Raw genomic sequence first — 17,281 nt, 5'->3', positions numbered from 1 at the left:
CATACTCTTCATCTTCGATCCAACCTCCAAACCACTATATCTTCTACTAACTAGACATACTTACATAAGGAGGCCAATCAATGGAGCAGTTTACCTTATTTCTTATGATGTCATTAGCACTCATTTTAACTCCCGGCGCTGACACAGCATTAGTCACCAAGAGCACAATCAGATACGGAAAAGGCGGCGGAAGCGCGACCGTGTTCGGTACAGCTACAGGTATATTGGTTCATACTTTTGCGGCGGCAACAGGACTATCTCTCTTGTTAGCTCAGTCTGCTTTGCTATATGAAATTGTAAAATGGATCGGTGCGGCCTATTTAATTTTTATTGGTGTGACGTCTCTCCTGTCTAAAAGACCATCATCTGATAAACAGCAAGAGAATGAAGAAGAGCAAACGATTACCGCGCTTCGCCCTTCAACGGACTACAGTCAATTGCGCAAATGTTATATGCAAGGTGTCATTACAAATGTGCTGAACCCGAAAGTAGCTCTATTTTTTCTAACTTTTTTACCTCAGTTTGTGGACGCGAACGAAGCTTCATTTTATCCATATATGATTATGGGTGTCACTTATGCGGTACTGCTTATCGTCTGGCTGCTCGTTTTCATCTGGTTCATTCATGTCATGAAGACGTGGTTTCAGAAACCGCAAGTGCAGCTCGTTATTGAACGTATTACAGGTGTCATTTTAATAGGTTTTGGATTAAAAGTGGCGCTAGAGCAGCGAACATAAGTATCAACTTAAAATATAAGGTACTAAAACCGACTATTAACTGTCTTATCGTGACGATTCGTATATAATAAAGTAGAATTTGGGAAAATGAGGAGGAGAGACATATGACAGCACCGATTCGTATTGGTATTGTTGGTTACGGTAATTTAGGCAAAGGTGTAGAACAATCTATTCAGCAAAATGAGGATATGGAACTTGTGGCGGTATTTACACGCCGTGATCCATCATCTGTACAAGCGGGTGTTCCAGTCGTATCCATCGACGAGGCAGAGGCGTACAAAGAGAAAGTAGACGTTATGATTCTTTGCGGAGGTTCCGCTACAGATTTGCCTGAGCAAGGACCTTATTTTGCGCGTATGTTTAATGCAGTAGACAGCTTTGATACACATGCTCGTATTCCTGAGTACTTTGAGACAGTCAATGAAGCGGCGCAAGCCAATAATCGGGTGGCTGTTATTTCAACAGGTTGGGATCCAGGCGTGTTTTCACTGAACCGTTTGTTGTTTGAAGCTGTACTTCCTGAAGGCAATGAGTATACATTCTGGGGTAAAGGTGTCAGTCAAGGACACTCGGACGCTATTCGCCGCATCGCAGGCGTGAAAAATGGAGTCCAGTACACGATTCCTACTGACGAAGCTATCGCAAAAGTACGCGGTGGCGAAAATCCTACCTTGTCCACACGTGAGAAACATTTGCGTGAATGTTATGTCGTGGCTGAAGAAGGCGCTGATCAAGCAAGCATCGAGCAAGAGATTAAATCAATGCCGAATTACTTCGCAGACTATGACACCATCGTACATTTTATTTCTGAAGCAGAATTGAAGGCGAATCACTCCGCGATGCCGCATGGTGGCCTCGTATTCCGCAGTGGTACTACAGGTGCAGGAACATCGCAAATTATGGAATTCGGCCTTAACTTGGGCAGTAATCCTGAATTTACGGCAAGTGTTCTTGTCGCTTATGCACGTGCAGCGTACAAGCTTGCTCAGCGTGGAGAGTCTGGCGCACGTACTGTGTTCGATATTCCATTTGGACTATTGTCACCGAAGTCACCAGAGCAATTGCGTAAGGAATTATTATAATCTTAAACGAAACGCAGAACCGGTGTATCATACGGTTCTGCGTTTTTATTATCACGCTGATAGAAGGGCGGTTATGATTTCACTCATTTCAATCACTTCACTTATTTTTCCCAGTTCTCCGCAATAAACTCATCCCGTCCCGATTGGGCTCTATCCTGTTTATAATGTTCCGGCTCTTTGCGGTAAAAATCTTGATGATAATCTTCGGCGCAGTAGAACACGGCCGCATCTCGAATTGGCGTCACGATCGGCTCCGCGAAACGTCCGCTCGCTGCCAAAGCTGCCTTAGTAGCTTCTGCAATCTTCCTTTGCTCCTCATTATGCACAAATATAGCCGTCGTATACGATTCGCCACGGTCTTGAAATTGGCCCCCATCGTCAGTAGGATCGATTTGGACCCAGAACAATTCGACTATTTGTTCATAAGATATAATGGCCGGATTAAACGTAATCTGAACGGCTTCCAAATGGCCGGTCGTTTGTGTCTTAACCTGCTCATAGGTTGGATTCGAAACGTGTCCACCTGTATACCCCGACAAGACACGATGTACGCCATCCCACTGGTCGAAAGGCTTGACCATACACCAAAAGCAACCTCCAGCGAAAGTTGCCAATTCCAGTTGTTGATCTTCCTTTTTATGCTCAGATGCGATCATATGAAATGCCTCCTTCTTGACTCTAAGGTATCAACAATCTTTTTCAATTAGTGTAGCGTGCAGTCCAACGTATGCCAAGTCTTTCATGTCGATATCGAGTTGATTGTTCACACAACAGGCATACACGCTACTAGCCAAAAGTCTGGGAGCAGATTAGACCTTCGGTCGTTCTTTGTGGACAAAAGGCAGCGATATAATGAAATTATGTATAGGAGATGTAGAGAAATATATAGGGGAGACTTAAAATGGGAAGTATGGAATTCATCGCGTTTATGATGAGCCGCTCTATTCCGTGGTACGGACAAACGATGTTGCAATTAGGTTGGATTTTGCTGTTATCCGCTTTATTTACCACGACGATCATCGCAGGAACATGCATGTACCTGAAGCAAAAAAGTAAAATGGTAGCTTATATCACGATGACGAGTCTTTTCGGACTATTACTCATAGCAGGAATATCCTTTACCACTATTTTTGGTGAATATCAGACTTTTTTTTCAATCATGAATACAGGGATTTTTCTGCTGCGACAGGTTCTGACCTTGGTGTCTTATTTTATTGCTTTGCTCATTGTGTTATTTTGTATTAAATTGGCTAGTGGTTGGGTACAGTTGAATACAATGGAACGAAACCTGTCAGCAGTTGCAGCGGTATCGTATGTTGCCTTGTTGGCATGGCTGGAATATTGGGATATGTTCCGTAGTGTTTAAAAAAGGAGGGGTGGACACTTTCTCAATCACCCCTTAAGGGATTTACGAACCTAAACATAAGTAGTAGGAGCATATATGATGGAGCAAAATCAATTATATTTACGTAATCTAACATTGAAGCGGGATGCGGTTCCGTCGTTTGAGCAATATCCATTCAATCTTGCTGCGGTGCGTCCGCTCACCGAGCTGACGTTTCGTGCGCCAGTAACGTTTATTGTTGGTGAGAACGGTACCGGAAAATCAACGCTGCTAGAGGGGATGGCCGTGGCGTGGGGCTTTAATCCTGAAGGCGGGACGTTGAACTTTTCGTTCGAGACGCGCAGCACGCATTCGCCCTTGCATCAGTTTCTTCATTTATCACGGGGAATTAAACGTCCGAAGGACGGTTTTTTTATGCGCGCAGAAAGTTATTATAATGTAGCTTCTTACATTGATAAGCTTGATGAAGAGGGATCGGCAGGGAGGCCCATTAAAATGTCGTATGGTGGTAAGTCCTTGCATGAGCAATCGCATGGGGAGTCCTTTTTTTCTGCTTTTATATATCGCTTTGGCGGTCACGGTATTTATTTTATGGACGAGCCCGAAGCGGCCTTGTCCCCACTGCGGCAAATGTCTTTGCTCGTGCGCATGCATGAGCTTGTTCAGCAGCAATCACAATTCATCGTTGCGACGCACTCGCCGATATTGATGTCATATCCAGGGGCGGAAATATGGCAGCTGAACGAAGACGGACTACGGCAAGTTGAGCTTGAAGAGACGGACCATTATGTCATCACAAAGAGCTTTATGAACGATAGACAGGGAATGCTGAGGCAGTTGCTTACCGAAGAAGAACGTGAAAATGGGGGCTAGGGGAGAAAGATGAGAACCGTTTCTTACTACATCGTAGACGTTTTTGCAGAGCGTAGATTTGCTGGAAATCAATTGGCTGTGTTTGAAGATGGAGATCAGCTCACAAGTGCAGAAATGCTTAACATTACGAAGGAGATCGGCTACGCGGAGACGACTTTTTAATGTCCAGTGTGGATGCTCATGCATGGAGCGGGCATGAGGGGCGCGAGGGGGATGAACATATGTCACATCCGTATTCCGTTCGTATTTTTACGCCTACCGAAGAGGTTCCATTTGCTGGGCATCCGACCATAGGGACGGCTTACATCATTCGTGAGCAATTATTGCAGCAAGGCATAAGGTCCGTGGATGCGCTCACACTGTCTTTGCAGGTGGGTCAAATCGAGGTTGAATTTACACAAGCTCCGTCACTGGTCGTATGGATGGAGCAAGGAGAGCCTACGTTCGGATCAACGTTCGCTCCACAAGAGTTGGCGGATGTGTTACGTATTGATGTTTCTCTTATTGACGAGCGCTTTCCCATTCAAGAAGTGTCTACGGGGTTAGCTGCACTTATTGTTCCTATAAAAAGTTTAGCTGCGATTAAAGCGTGTAACGTGAATCTAGAAAAATATAATAAACTCATTGCACGCACAGAAGCGAAGCAGCTTCATTTATTTTGTCCAGAGCCATATGAGCAGGGCCACCAGCTTAACACGCGTAATTTTGGGCCTTACTATGGCAGCGACGAAGATGCGGCGACAGGAAGTGCGAACGGTGCGTTAGCTGCGTATCTCGTTCAGCATCAGTATTTCGGCAGTGACGAAAGTGAGACAGAGGAGATAGACATTGAGGTTGAGCAAGGTTATGAGATGGGGCGACCGTCTGTTATTGCGCTGCGTGCTGCAAAGAGTGAAGGGCGTATGTCCGTACATATTGGTGGTAAGGTTGTTCCAGTTGGTAAAGGTGAATTGTATTTGGATTAAAAATAAGAGGCGTGCAACTTCCCGAACTACCCGCTGTTTGCTGTGGTAGGGTGGGGGATGCACGCCTCTATACGTTGTAACGATTTGCTAGTTAAGCATCAATAATCGATGATTAATAATGGCGTAATTTTCATTACCCTTAATGCGATTGCGATTGCAGTTTCGGTTAAGCGCGCTCCACAATCGTGTTGTACGTCGTGCGATCGGTATGCTTAACAAGCTGCACGAGCAGCTCCTTAGCAGCATCGATGTCGTCTGTATGCACGATGGAAGCTGGCGTATGAATATACCGTCCGCATACACCGATAACAGTCGAAGGTACACCTTTGCCGCTCAAGTGTACTTGGCTCGCGTCTGTGTTTCCTGGCGACACGAAGTATTGATACGGGATACGATGCGTGTCCGCGATATCCTGCACGAATTCGACTAAGCCGCGATGTGTCAGCATGCCCGGGTCGTAAATGCGCAGCAGCGCACCTTTGCCGAGCTGACCATATGCATTAGCGTCGCCCATCATGTCGTTAGCTGCGCTGCAATCCAGCGCGTAGAAGATGTCCGGCTGAATCAAGTTAGCAGCCGTCCGCGCACCACGCAAGCCCAACTCCTCTTGCACGGTCGCGCCGCAATAAAGCACGTTAGGTAGCTTCGCTTGCTCGAGGTGCAATTGCTTCATCAACTCGATAGCTAGTCCTACACCATAACGATTATCCCATGCCTTCGCCATAATCTTTTTCGGATTCAACAGCGGTGTAAATGGGCATACGGGTACAATTTGCTGCCCTGGACGAATGCCTGCGCGTTCAATCTCCTCACGGCTATCGGCGCCAACATCAATATACATATGCTTGACGTCGACTGGTTTGTTAGCCGTTGCTTCATCAAGCAAGTGCTTCGGGATCGAGCCAACTACCCCAGGAATGCGCCCATTAGGGGTTACGATCTCTACCTGCTGTGCGAGAACAACTTGACCCCACCAGCCACCGAGGGGTTGGAATTTAATCATGCCGTTTGCAGTAATTTGCGTCGTCATAAAGCCAACTTCGTCTAAATGACCGGCAACCATGACGCGCGGGCCTTGCTCGTCGCCACGAACGACGCCAAAAATACCGCCAAGCGCATCCTGCACAAACTCGTCCGTATACTTGGACAATTCATTTTTGACAACTGCGCGCAGTTCGCGCTCAAAGCCTGGTGCTGCCGGGAATTCAGTTAACATGCGAAATAAGTCCAGTGTCTCTTGTTGCATTTAAATTGCTCCTTCCACGAAAGCACGCGCGGGAATTCGGAACCCCGCTGCTGTGTTGTTGATGATAGTTGTTGATGATACTAACTAAGTTATAGTATGAATCGCCCTATGCTCCAAAAGCAAGCGCTTATTGTTAAGATGCGGAACGGGCTGATGTATAAGGGGGATGTCTCACAGTCAGTGAAAATGACAGCGAGACACCCCCTCTCCATGTTGGCGCACCCAAGTTTTATTGTTGTGTGGCGGAGGTCTGAGGATGTAAGATGTACCCCCTCATTTGTTACCCTCTTAATGCGGACAATGGATCTGCTATTTCGTTCCTTGTGCAGTGTGAATGAAATCGTCGATACGAGCCATCACATCATCTGTCAAGCGCTGCAAGCGAGCTTGAGCATCTGCGCTGGAGTCTCCCTTGACCGCGAAGTACATTTTGATTTTGGGTTCTGTGCCCGATGGGCGCAAGCAGAACCAGCTTCCATCCGCCAGATAGAACTTCAGCACGTTTTCTTTCGGATAGCCGTGCAGTCCTAGTGCGTAATCTTCTGCTAACGTAATGCGCTCGCCGCCAGCAATCGCTGGTGCATGTTTACGCCACTCGTCCATAATGCTACCAATAATCGCGACCCCTTCAACACCTTTCAGGGTACGGGATTGCAAACCTTCCAAGTAGTAGCCATGTTGCGTGTACAACTCTTGCAGCACCTCATATAATGTCTTGCCCTGTGCTTTGTAGTATGCCCCAGCTTCACAAATGAGCATGGCTGCAATAATGGCATCTTTATCGCGTGCGTAGTTGCCCGCCAAATAACCATAGCTCTCCTCGTAGCCGAAGAGGAACGTATGCTCACCTGTCTCGTCAAATTGGGTCATGACTTCCCCAATGTATTTAAAGCCTGTTAGTGTATTCAGCACCTTCATGCCGAACGACTCTGCAATCGCGGCGCCGAGTTCACTCGTTACGATCGTTTTAATGACCGCGCCGTTAGCAGGTAGTGTACCTTTTAATTTCATCGCGTTAAGTAAGTAATGAACCATCAGAGCACCTGCTTGGTTACCTGACAGTACGACGTATTCTCCGTTAGCATCTTTCACCACAGCGCCCATGCGGTCGGCGTCAGGATCGGTTCCCATAATAATATCTGCTTCCCACGCTTGTGCCTGTTCGATCGCGATCGTAAACGCTTCGCGTTCCTCTGGATTCGGGGATTTTACAGTTGAAAAATTAGCGTCAGGCAACTCTTGTTCAGCTACTACGCGTACTTGCTGGAATCCGACACGCTCCAATATACGGCGTACTGGAATATTCCCAGTGCCGTGCAGCGGCGTGAACAGCACGCGGAACGAGTCGCTCGTAGCACGTACAACGTCAGCGTTCTGGCTTACTGCGGCTAGCGCATCAATGTACGCGTCGTCTATTTCAGCGCCGAGCCAGACGAGCAGCCCTTGTGCCTCTGCTTCTTCGCGTGTCAACTTGCGAATGCTTGCGAACGATGAGATCGCACGAATTTCTCCGATGACGCGCGCGGCTGTGTCCGGCGTGATTTGGCCGCCGTCACTGCCGTATACTTTGTAGCCATTATATTCTGGCGGATTGTGGCTGGCGGTTACGACAATGCCCGCGGTCGCTTGCAAGCGACGCACCGCGAAAGATAGCTCTGGTGTCGGACGTAAATTCTCGAATACGTAGGCCTTGACGCCGTTACCTGCGAGTACAAGCGCCGCTTCCAACGCAAATTCAGGCGAGAAGTGGCGAGAATCGTAAGCAATGGCAACAGACGGTGCAGTTGCCGTTTGCTTTAAAAATTGAGCCAAGCCTTGTGTAGCCTTGCCGACCGTATATACGTTCATTCGGTTGCTACCGGCACCGATAACACCGCGCAGGCCGCCTGTACCGAACTCCAATTCTTTATAGAAGCGGTCCACAATGTCACGCTCTTGGTCCGCAATATGGCTTAGTTCCAGCTTAGTCTGCTCATCCACGAGTGGATCGTTCAACCATGTTTCATACAATTGTTTAGCACGAAGTGCTGTTTCCATCTTTTGTCCTCCTCCGGCTTCGGTTGTTGCTTGTTTTCGTTTATTTACCTATTGTACTGGAAATAGACTGGCGATGCATGCCCTAAATGCTGTTCGCTTTCATGGATGCGCACGTAGCAAGGGGCTGTTCATTTCATATTTACGTACACTCTTGTCCGATATGACTGCACGTACAAAAAGTAAAAAATAGGTTGCCCCTAAAGCTCGCATCTAGCGAACTTTAGGGGCAACCTTATTTTCTGGCTTACTTTTTTAATTTAGGGCATTACACACTTAGGACATCAGCGCATCTATTGAGAATGCACCTGCACCTATGAGAGCGACCCCGATTACAGTGACGAGCAGCATCAGGTTATACTCGAAACCATTTTGTGTCACCCAATAGCCGTTCGGTCCGTGAACTTTAACAATAGCCATAAGCATCGTACCTACAATTAGCAAAGCACCGATCCAAGTAAACATGCCTAGCCCGAAGAGCAAGCCTCCTGTTAACTCCGTTAAACCTGCCAAAAGGGCCATTTGAACGCCTGGACGTAGCCCGATCGACTCCATCCAGCCACCCGTTCCTTGCAACCCGTATCCGCCGAACCAACCGAACAATTTTTGCGCACCATGACCAATCATCGTCAATCCAATAACAGCACGAATTAGTAATAAACCGTAATCTGCCCACATGTGTAAACACTCCTTAAAATGATTTTGAATTTTAATACTTCTATATTGATATTCTCTAATTCGAGATATATAACAAAAATAGGAGCCCATATCTTTGCGATAGGGCTACTGAGCAGAACTACCAAGCGGAACAATAAGGCTTGAACTACCAAGGTAGAACAGACAAGTTAGATTTATCAATCTAACCAATCTAGAGCCACACAACTGGACTCACACCTTAAAGCTACAATGACGTTGATTCACTACGACCTAACTGCTTGAGCATGCGTGTCAGTTCTGCCCGATCTTCTGCTGCAAGATTGCTCATCGCCTCGTGAAGCGCTTCAGCGTGCTGCGGGAAAATACGCTGCATAAGCTCTTCGCCTTCGGCTGTCAATTCTGCATATATAACACGTCGGTCTTTTTGGCAAGAGACGCGGGCTATTAATTGTTTATTCACCAATTTGTCGACGACATACGTCATCGTGCCGCTGGCCAACAATATTTTTCCGCCAATTTGTTGAATGGGCGTTGCACCTTTATGGTACAGAAGCTCCAGTACAGCAAATTCGGAAGAGTTTAGTCCATAGCGTTTAATGTCTTGCTGTGCAGCATCCATAATGGCTCTTGATGCACGGGTCAAGACGACGAAAAGTTTTAATGACTCTTGTATTTCAGGAGAAAAGTTCTCTAATCGGCTTGTATCAGTCATAAGCTCACCACCCTGTTATTCTCGAACAATAATATCTTGAACTTGAGACAAATATATCAGGTCGAAATCACATTGTCAAGAAAAAGGGGGCGTAATTGTTGTCGAGTTATAACGAGAACAAGGGTGAGGAGGATTTAGAGGGTGCGCAATAAAAAAGGGAGTACCCATTGTCCGACCTTTGTATTTTTGTTGTCAGGCGGTGAGAAACAAGGTTGATTAAGCAACCGCATCTGTCGCTTAGCTAATGTCGTATAGCAAGTGCCCAATAGAAAGTGGCGTTCGTGTTCGGTCATGTGAAGCTCGCTTGAGAGCTTTCGAGTGATTGCTTCAAGTGTTGGATCTGAATCTGTCTTTATTTTTTGGCAGCTAGGTGAAGTTTTATTCTGATCTACAGCAGATTCTAATACATGAATAATCTGTTTCAGTTTGTTGAATTCCGCTTCAATTTCAGGCACTTCGGCTCTATGTGCTGAAGCCGGATGTCGGGTAATGCAGCATGCCATCCAGCAGGATGCACACGTTAATGCTAACTGTCCGAGTGTGAACGGAAAAGTGTGGCATGCGCGTTTATAGCACTGATAAGCAGTCGCATAATCGTGCAAATGTTCTGACGCATATCCTGCTAACCAATAGGAGCGCCATTTGCCCGCACCTGCGGTTGACGTGTAGCGCTGATAGTGCTGCGATGTAGCTTCATATTGCACAGCGTTTAGTGCCGCTGTACGGGCTTCCGCGTATTGCTGCTTGCCAAGCAACAATGAAGCGTTCAATTCAAGTAAATCCGGATAATCGGGGTAATAGGTGAGTGCCTGATTGGCTAATTGCAACGCCGTATCACTGCGGCCTGAAGCCTGCATGGCATACACCGTTTTTAACCATATATCCGAAGCATAGCCTGGGTGTGGTTCAGGCTCGGCACAAATCATTTCAATGGCTTGCAGCAGCCAAGGCAAGGCCTGATCATATTGCTGCAACTGAAAATGCTCCGTCCCGTAGGCATACGGCCATACAGGATTAGCAGCTTCTTCTATGAGCATCAACTGAATGAGCCGGAAATTGCGCTCCGATTTCCGTTTGCGTTTAATTTCTATATCGGTATATCCGTCGTGCCAAATGCACAACTGTGACCAACCTAATGCATGCGGTGCGATGGCAGCAACCGCTGTAGCGGCTTCCTCGTGAATTCGTCCTTGAAAACGAATTCGCTTGTCATTGCGAAAGAGACGACACACCATATCCGTGGCGATAGTGGCTGGGCGCTCCTTATCTGTGAACCATGGTTCGCTCAAATGCGCGCAAGTAACGTAATAGCCAAATGCTTGTTCATCAGCTAGCAGTGGCAACAGCAGTTGAGGCTGCCAACTGTCGAAGTCGAGCACTTCGTCGGCGTCTAATACAAGAATCCAAGGCTGCGTAGCCATTTCGATACTTAGATTACGCGCAGTTGCAAAGTCATCTGCCCAGGCATGATGATGAACGAGTGCGCCGTATTTGGCTGCGATATGAAGGGTGTCATCGACAGAGCCTGTGTCGACAATAATGATTTCGCTTACGACAGAAGATGCTGCTTGCAAACAGCGGGCCAAGACATGCTGCTCATCACGCACAATCATGCAAAGTGAGATGGGATAGGAAGATGCGCCGAACGGTAGGGAGGTGTTAGGTGCTGTATACATTTTTTTCAGCCCTGTTGTCCGTTTCGCTCTCGCTATGAGCTTCTATATTAACTTTGCTACCTCTATCGGTATGAGTCTTATTGTGAATCTCACTGCGAACCACAAGGCCAAGCGGGAGTAGTGGAATAGACAGTCGACTTGCAATTGCTGCGTTGTTAAGTATGGGAGATAGCTGTTGCAACCGGATAAGTGTACGTTCTGCCGCTTGCATATAGGTTAATGAATCGGTTAGCGACTTGTATGCAGAACTACTATTAGATGGAGGCCAAGCCGATCTACGGCGTTCTGCTTGCGGCGAATGTGTCCATTTATCGAGCGCATGTTGCAGTTGATCCAGTTTGCTTTGACTCACGATGTTAATTGTGAAAAAAGTTGTACTTTCCGCCTCATTTCCCGTGTCATTTCCTGTGTCACTTCCTGCATGCTGCACACAAGAACAGCGTAATACGGTGTATAGACGAGAGGCTTCAAGCCAAATGGGTTCGGTACAACCGTCAGCGTGAAGGGCTGCTGTATAAGCTGTGCATGCCTCATTCCATAATCGTGATTCTACTGCCCATATAGCTAGTTGTTGCTGGGCACGATACGTGCCAATGCCGCTTTCGGTATGGTAGTGAGATTCTGGTATACCAATATCAATGGCGCGTTGCATGGCTTGTAAGGCACGACTTCGAAGTCCTGCTGCGTCTGCCGCAATCGCTTCTGAAAAGTATAAGTCGGTATAGCCCTCATACCATTGTTGTCCTTCCGTACACACGTTGGCCGCTTCTTCATAACGTCCCAGTGCGGCTAAAGCCCACGCTTCATACTTAATAATGAGCGGGCCAAAAGTAGCCGTTACAGGTGTATGCTGGCGAGCCTCGCGCAATAAGTTCAGCGCCTTCTCGTGCGCTCCTTCGCGAATTCGCTCTACCGCCAAATTAAATAAGTGGAACGGATCATGGGGGGTTCGTTCCAGCATATCGAGCAGCATTGTTACATTGCGATCCACCTTTCGCTTATCGTGTACAATTTCTGGACAGTAGCCATAATGGCGTATCCGCAGACGAGAAAAGGTCAGCGCAGCCTGTGGCTGGCTGCGCAGTATAGCTGCCGCGATTTGTTCATGGATCTGGCCTTCGAAGCGGTAGGCTGGTCGATTGCGAAATAATCGCAAGATCGGATTCACGTTCATAGGCTCGGCGAGCACATCGTTGGAAACGACATGTTCCACTTGCAGCAGTAGCCCTTCTACGTGCTCTTCTGTTTGCAATATCGTGTCACGTAATAACCCTGCATCTGCACAATGTAGGGTTTCGTCAGCATCAAGTGTGAGTATCCAACTACCTGTCGCAGCCTCTAGTCCAACGTTGCGCGCAGCAGCAAAATCATTTTTCCACACGTGGTGCAGCACTTTAGCCCCGTACTGCTTCGCAATGTCCACCGAGTGATCGACAGAGCCTGTGTCCACGACTACGATTTCATCGGCGATATGTTTAACGCTATTAAGACATGCGGGTAGCATTTTTTCTTCGTCACGAACGATGAGACAGACCGATAGAAGTGGATTGGACAAGGTGCTGAACCCTCCTTTGTATCGTTGAACGCTTTGTGCGCCAAGGAAGCTGATTCACACGGGAAACTGCTAGATTCAAGGACTGAAGGTGATTTTTCCATTCGGGAATGTCTGGTTGCAGTTCGATGGCGGTTGTTAGATGACGGATGGCGAGCTGGACGTAGGCAAGGGACAGCATTGAATTCAGCCGTATGGCTTGTTCTCGTAGGTGCTTGTTGGAATGCCCTTGCGATTCAACGTCGGATTGTGTGAGTTTTTGCGCACCTTCCAATAAGTCGACGGCTTCGCTCCAATGCCCTTTTTCGAGGAGCAATTCTGCCAGCATAATTGCTCCTTCCGCATCAAGTTGCTGCTTAGACATGGCCGCCAAAAAATAGTTGGCTGCTTCGTTCGTATGACCCGCGTGAAAAAGCGCCTTCATACAGCGAGCATCCCACGGCGTACCGAAGCGTGCCCAAAATGTTAAAGGGTGCACGATTGCATGCTCCTCTAGGAGTCGTATCCATGTACACAATGTATCGAATAAGGCTTCTGAAATGGGAGGTTCCACACGTTTAGACTGATCATGGTCGCTGCTGTTGTCATTAGAGTCTGCAAGTTGAGCGTTGGATTTATCGTTCTCGCCCGCATGGTGTTCCTGTTGATCAAGTTCGGTCACTATTGGTGAATAGGCTACGTTCGTGTTTGGTTGTTCTGTCTGTGCCTGTACGTGTTCAGTCTGTCCAATGAGCCAATGCCACGCTGCTTGTGTGGACGAACTCCAGCTTGGATGAGGTTGTGAGCGCAGTAATGGGTCTTGTATATTTGTCTGCCAAAGGCTAAGGGCGTGCAACCCTTCTAATAAGGTGCGTTCATGCTCAGGCAGTAGATGTCGTTCCAGTAACGATTGCAGCAAACTGGCGGCTTCTTTATGGCGGTTCGTCATCATCCAAGCAGAAGCGATGCCAAATAGCGCTTGGGGATGTTGCAGCTGCGGAGAACAGATACGGGAAAGGGAACTTGCGAATCCAGCCTGACGGTATACTCGAATTAAGGGGGCGGCCTCTGGAAGCTGCACGCTTCCCCATAAATTTTCAACAAAGTATGCAATTTCTTCTTCTACAATACCTTTTTCGCAAAATGCTTCTACAACGCCGTGGAGAGCTGGCTCGTAACGCGGGTGCTGCTTCAGTGCCGTGTAGTAATGTTGTGCGCTTTCTTGATATCGTCCTAATGCGCAGCAAAGGGCTCCCATTTTCGTGTGTACGAGAAAGCTTGACGTACCTGTCTCGGTGGCAAATTGATTAGCTTCTGCGCTTAATGCGGTCTGACAGGAAGCGAGCGCTTCAACTAATAGGCCTTGCTGTTCCAGAATAGATGCTAGAAGCAAGTGCAAGTCGGGATAGTCGGGGTAGTCTGCGATACCTGTCATCGTGAATTGTTCCGCTGCTGAAAGCTCGCCTATTGCAAAATGGGCTTTGGCTGTGTCACGAATGAGCGTTGAACGGTAGGAGGCATCTTTGGGGGCATGTAGCAGGGCTAGTTGAAACCAGTCTATGGCTTGATCGGGATGCTGGAGTTGACAGGCGGTGACACCTAATCCATATAAGATGAAAGGATCATGCTGATTGAGTAGCAAGGCAGCTCGGAGTAAGCGAGCATTGCGGATTAGCTTATCTTTTCGTTGCATGATGGAGGGTAACAGACCGTTATGGGCAAATCGTATAAAGCTGGCAGAAACAGAGTCGTTGCCTGCGTGCTCAATAATGGAGGGGGCGATGTCTTCGTGAATGATTCCTCGGTATTCATATTCGGCACGTCGACGAAATAAGCGTACGGTGTGATGAGTAACGCTAAGATAAACATCTTCATCGTGAATGCGACTTTCTATTTGCACGGTAAAGGCTTCATGCCGCGCCGTATAAATAAGCGTGCGAATGTCGGATATAGATGTAAGGCAGCGTTCATCTGCATCTAATACGAGCACCCAGTCTGTGTGAAGTTGCATTAAAGCATTGTTTCGAGCTGTGGAAAAGTGGTCTTCCCATGCCAAATGAATAACGGTTGCTTGACAGTCGCGTGCGATTTGAGCTGTGCCATCTGTTGAGCCAGTGTCGGCTACAAGACAAACGTCAGCACCAGAGACGCTAGCTAGGCAGGCTCCTATTTGTTCCGCTTCGTTACGGGCGAGAATAAGTATGCCGAGTGTGGGCACCTTGTTCATATGCGTTCCTCCAAGTGATAAGTAGTAGCGTTAAGAAGTGGTCGAATAAAACAGAGAAGCACATGGAATCCATGTGCTTCGTATGCATCGATTGATTATATTGTATTGTATGAAGCCTATACGGGCTACGTTCCTTGTGCGTTAAAAATGACATCAATCGTTGCAGGTGCGGCCAGTAGTGCTGAGGCATATGACAAACGCGTATACTTCAAAAATCGAGCAGGCACAACTACGTCGGTTGCACCGGCAGCTATCGTGCTGCCTGTGGTATCTACTAAATAGTGAACCCCGTCCGCGCTAACTTCTGCGCGAGTAGTTATTGATCCGCCTTGTCGATTGTAGACAAAAAAGGAGTAGGTCCCCAAGACGCTGGTCGTTACGGCTGGTAACGGGGTGAATGCTGTTGTGTTGGATTGAATAGCGAGTGTTGATTGTTCGACAAAGCTTTTTTGTGAGATGGAAGTAACGCTGCTTAAAGTTCCGGCAGTGATGGTGGCCCCGAGTATGCTGGTGATAGTACCGTTAAGCAGGTTGGTGATAGTACCTGCGGAAGTAAGGGTACCTGCGGTGATGGTGGCGCCGAGTACACTAGTGATGGTGCCGTTGAGTAGGTTGGTGACGGTACCCGCGGAAGTGAGCGTACCCGCTGTGATAGTAGCGCCAAGCACGCTAGTGATGGTACCGTTGAGCAGGTTGGTGATAGTGCCCGCGGAAGTAAGGGTACCTGCTGTGATGGTGGCACCGAGCACACTAGTGATGGTGCCGTTAAGCAGGTTGGTGACGGTGCCCGCGGAAGTGAGGGTACCTGCGGTGATGGTGGCCCCGAGCACACTAGTGATGGTACCGTTAAGCAGGTTGGTGATAGTCCCCGCGGTGATGGTGGCGCCGAGTACACTAGTGATGGTGCCGTTGAGCAGGTTGGTAACGGTTCCCGCGGAAGTGAGTGTACCTGCGGTGATGGTAGCGCCGAGCACGCTAGTGATGGTGCCGTTAAGCAGGTTGGTGACGGTACCAGCGGAAGTAAGGGTACCCGCAGTGATGGTGGCGCCGAGTACGCTAGTAATGGTACCGTTGAGCAGGTTGGTGATGGTACCTGCGGAAGTAAGGGTACCTGCAGTGATGGTGGCGCCGAGCACGCTAGTGATGGTGCCGTTGAGTAGGTTGGTGATAGTGCCCGCGGAAGTGAGCGTACCCGCAGTGATGGTGGCGCCGAGTACACTAGTGATGGTGCCGTTGAGTAGGTTGGTGACGGTACCTGCGGAAGTAAGGGTACCCGCAGTGATGGTGGCGCCGAGTACACTAGTGATGGTGCCGTTGAGCAGGTTGGTGATAGTGCCTGCGGAAGTAAGGGTACCCGCAGTGATGGTGGCCCCGAGTACGCTAGTGATGGTGCCGTTAAGCAGGTTGGTGATAGTACCTGCGGAAGTAAGGGTACCCGCAGTGATAGTGGCGCCGAGCACGCTAGTAATGGTACCGTTAAGGAGGTTCGTAACTGTGCCCGCGGAAGTTAAAGTCCCCGCAGTGATGGTGGCGCCCAGCACGCTAGTGATGGTACCATTAAGGAGGTTCGTAACTGTGCCCGCGGAAGTCAAAGTCCCCGCAGTGATGGTAGCCCCCAGCACGCTAGTGATGGTACCGTTAAGGAGGTTCGTAACTGTGCCCGCGGAAGTTAAAGTCCCCGCGGTGATGGTGGCCCCCAGCACGCTAGTAATGGTACCGTTAAGGAGGTTCGTAACTGTGCCCGCGGAAGTTAAAGTCCCTGCGGTGATGGTAGCCCCCAGCACGCTAGTGATGGTGCCGTTAAGCAGGTTCGTAACTGTGCCTGCGGAAGTCAAAGTCCCCGCAGTGATGGTGGCACCAAGTACACTAGTGATGGTACCGTTCAGCAGGTTCGTAACTGTGCCTGCGGAAGTTAAAGTCCCCGCGGTGATCGTAGCGCCCAGCACGCTAGTGATGGTACCGTTAAGGAGGTTCGTAACTGTACCTGCGGAAGTAAGGGTACCCGCAGTGATGGTAGCCCCCAGCACGCTAGTAATCGTACCGTCTACCGGTATATTCAAAATATGGCCGCTTGTATCCGTGAGAATCGTTTGAGGCGTCCCCGTACTGTCACTGCCGAAAATAAGCGTGCGTAAATTGTTGGGGTCCGTTTGAAACACATTGTAGTTCGGCATCGCTTTCCTTCCTCCTTCGACA

15 protein-coding genes are annotated in these 17,281 nt (G+C 48.4%); 6 read left to right on the top strand and 9 right to left on the bottom strand.

Annotated elements, in window-relative coordinates; all coding sequences use genetic code 11:
* Positions 1–80: 80 nt before the first annotated feature.
* Both KIK04_RS08435 and KIK04_RS08430 read left to right on the top strand, forming a co-directional pair.
* Positions 81–737 (top strand): LysE family translocator, encoded by a 657-nt coding sequence (locus KIK04_RS08435; protein ID WP_232277822.1) that lies wholly within the window; start codon positions 81–83, stop codon positions 735–737.
* A 104-nt stretch (positions 738–841) separates the two neighbouring features.
* The gene (locus tag KIK04_RS08430; RefSeq protein ID WP_232277821.1) at positions 842–1,819 is read left to right on the top strand and encodes a diaminopimelate dehydrogenase; all 978 of its coding nucleotides are present in this window, start codon (positions 842–844) and stop codon (positions 1,817–1,819) included.
* 101 nt (positions 1,820–1,920) lie between these two features.
* Here the strand turns inward: KIK04_RS08430 and msrA are convergent, their stop codons facing one another.
* The gene (msrA, locus tag KIK04_RS08425; protein WP_232277820.1) at positions 1,921–2,475 is read right to left on the bottom strand and encodes a peptide-methionine (S)-S-oxide reductase MsrA; all 555 of its coding nucleotides are present in this window, start codon (positions 2,473–2,475) and stop codon (positions 1,921–1,923) included.
* 245 nt (positions 2,476–2,720) lie between these two features.
* Here msrA and KIK04_RS08420 point away from each other — a divergent pair, with 245 nt between their 5' ends.
* From KIK04_RS08420 to KIK04_RS08410, 4 genes are all read left to right on the top strand, one after another.
* Positions 2,721–3,185 (top strand): hypothetical protein, encoded by a 465-nt coding sequence (locus tag KIK04_RS08420; protein ID WP_232277819.1) that lies wholly within the window; start codon positions 2,721–2,723, stop codon positions 3,183–3,185.
* A gap of 78 nt (positions 3,186–3,263) precedes the next feature.
* Positions 3,264–4,037: an AAA family ATPase gene (locus KIK04_RS08415; RefSeq protein WP_232278657.1), complete on the top strand. Its 774-nt coding sequence runs from the start codon at positions 3,264–3,266 to the stop codon at positions 4,035–4,037.
* Positions 4,038–4,046: 9 nt separating this feature from the next.
* Positions 4,047–4,199: a PhzF family phenazine biosynthesis protein gene (locus tag KIK04_RS24185; protein ID WP_269671010.1), complete on the top strand. Its 153-nt coding sequence runs from the start codon at positions 4,047–4,049 to the stop codon at positions 4,197–4,199.
* Positions 4,199–5,002: a PhzF family phenazine biosynthesis protein gene (locus tag KIK04_RS08410; RefSeq protein ID WP_269671009.1), complete on the top strand. Its 804-nt coding sequence runs from the start codon at positions 4,199–4,201 to the stop codon at positions 5,000–5,002. The genes KIK04_RS24185 and KIK04_RS08410 overlap by 1 nt, the downstream gene beginning before the upstream one ends.
* Before the next feature lie 166 nt (positions 5,003–5,168).
* Here the strand turns inward: KIK04_RS08410 and KIK04_RS08405 are convergent, their stop codons facing one another.
* The 8 genes from KIK04_RS08405 to KIK04_RS08370 all read right to left on the bottom strand — a co-directional run bounded on the left by KIK04_RS08405 (position 5,169) and on the right by KIK04_RS08370 (position 17,259).
* Entirely contained in the window at positions 5,169–6,248 is a 1,080-nt protein-coding gene (locus KIK04_RS08405; protein WP_232277818.1) for a M42 family metallopeptidase, read from the bottom strand.
* Between the two features lie 309 nt (positions 6,249–6,557).
* Complete coding sequence (locus KIK04_RS08400) at positions 6,558–8,285, bottom strand: phospho-sugar mutase (protein ID WP_232277817.1); 1,728 nt, start codon at positions 8,283–8,285, stop codon at positions 6,558–6,560.
* A gap of 273 nt (positions 8,286–8,558) precedes the next feature.
* Positions 8,559–8,960 (bottom strand): DoxX family protein, encoded by a 402-nt coding sequence (locus tag KIK04_RS08395; protein WP_232277816.1) that lies wholly within the window; start codon positions 8,958–8,960, stop codon positions 8,559–8,561.
* A gap of 223 nt (positions 8,961–9,183) precedes the next feature.
* The gene (locus KIK04_RS08390; RefSeq protein ID WP_232277815.1) at positions 9,184–9,651 is read right to left on the bottom strand and encodes a MarR family winged helix-turn-helix transcriptional regulator; all 468 of its coding nucleotides are present in this window, start codon (positions 9,649–9,651) and stop codon (positions 9,184–9,186) included.
* A 134-nt stretch (positions 9,652–9,785) separates the two neighbouring features.
* Positions 9,786–11,264, bottom strand: a complete 1,479-nt coding sequence (locus tag KIK04_RS08385; RefSeq protein ID WP_232277814.1) for a glycosyltransferase — start codon at positions 11,262–11,264, stop codon at positions 9,786–9,788.
* A 46-nt stretch (positions 11,265–11,310) separates the two neighbouring features.
* Positions 11,311–12,882 (bottom strand): glycosyltransferase, encoded by a 1,572-nt coding sequence (locus KIK04_RS08380; RefSeq protein WP_232277813.1) that lies wholly within the window; start codon positions 12,880–12,882, stop codon positions 11,311–11,313.
* Positions 12,842–15,085, bottom strand: a complete 2,244-nt coding sequence (locus KIK04_RS08375) for a tetratricopeptide repeat protein (RefSeq protein WP_232277812.1) — start codon at positions 15,083–15,085, stop codon at positions 12,842–12,844. Before KIK04_RS08375 ends, KIK04_RS08380 begins: the two co-directional genes overlap by 41 nt.
* A 125-nt stretch (positions 15,086–15,210) precedes the next feature.
* Positions 15,211–17,259: a DUF6385 domain-containing protein gene (locus tag KIK04_RS08370; RefSeq protein WP_232277811.1), complete on the bottom strand. Its 2,049-nt coding sequence runs from the start codon at positions 17,257–17,259 to the stop codon at positions 15,211–15,213.
* Between the last annotated feature and the right edge of the window lie 22 nt (positions 17,260–17,281).

The organism is Paenibacillus sp. 481, from assembly GCF_021223605.1.
GTDB lineage: Bacteria > Bacillota > Bacilli > Paenibacillales > Paenibacillaceae > Paenibacillus_B.
The sequence above is the reverse complement of the archived record's forward strand: the minus strand, read 5'-3'. Positions and strand labels throughout refer to the sequence as shown.

Bases quoted from the DNA above. Each gene is read 5' to 3' on its own strand.
- KIK04_RS08385 (WP_232277814.1), bottom strand. From the start codon at position 11,264: ATGATTGTGCGTGATGAGCAGCATGTCTTGGCCCGCTGTTTGCAAGCA.
- KIK04_RS08430 (WP_232277821.1), top strand. From the start codon at position 842: ATGACAGCACCGATTCGTATTGGTATTGTTGGTTACGGTAATTTAGGC.
- KIK04_RS08400 (WP_232277817.1), bottom strand. From the start codon at position 8,285: ATGGAAACAGCACTTCGTGCTAAACAATTGTATGAAACATGGTTGAAC.
- KIK04_RS08375 (WP_232277812.1), bottom strand. From the start codon at position 15,085: ATGAACAAGGTGCCCACACTCGGCATACTTATTCTCGCCCGTAACGAA.
- KIK04_RS24185 (WP_269671010.1), top strand. From the start codon at position 4,047: ATGAGAACCGTTTCTTACTACATCGTAGACGTTTTTGCAGAGCGTAGA.
- KIK04_RS08405 (WP_232277818.1), bottom strand. From the start codon at position 6,248: ATGCAACAAGAGACACTGGACTTATTTCGCATGTTAACTGAATTCCCG.
- KIK04_RS08420 (WP_232277819.1), top strand. From the start codon at position 2,721: ATGGGAAGTATGGAATTCATCGCGTTTATGATGAGCCGCTCTATTCCG.
- KIK04_RS08390 (WP_232277815.1), bottom strand. From the start codon at position 9,651: ATGACTGATACAAGCCGATTAGAGAACTTTTCTCCTGAAATACAAGAG.
- KIK04_RS08395 (WP_232277816.1), bottom strand. From the start codon at position 8,960: ATGTGGGCAGATTACGGTTTATTACTAATTCGTGCTGTTATTGGATTG.
- KIK04_RS08435 (WP_232277822.1), top strand. From the start codon at position 81: ATGGAGCAGTTTACCTTATTTCTTATGATGTCATTAGCACTCATTTTA.
- msrA (WP_232277820.1), bottom strand. From the start codon at position 2,475: ATGATCGCATCTGAGCATAAAAAGGAAGATCAACAACTGGAATTGGCA.
- KIK04_RS08410 (WP_269671009.1), top strand. From the start codon at position 4,199: ATGTCCAGTGTGGATGCTCATGCATGGAGCGGGCATGAGGGGCGCGAG.
- KIK04_RS08370 (WP_232277811.1), bottom strand. From the start codon at position 17,259: ATGCCGAACTACAATGTGTTTCAAACGGACCCCAACAATTTACGCACG.
- KIK04_RS08415 (WP_232278657.1), top strand. From the start codon at position 3,264: ATGGAGCAAAATCAATTATATTTACGTAATCTAACATTGAAGCGGGAT.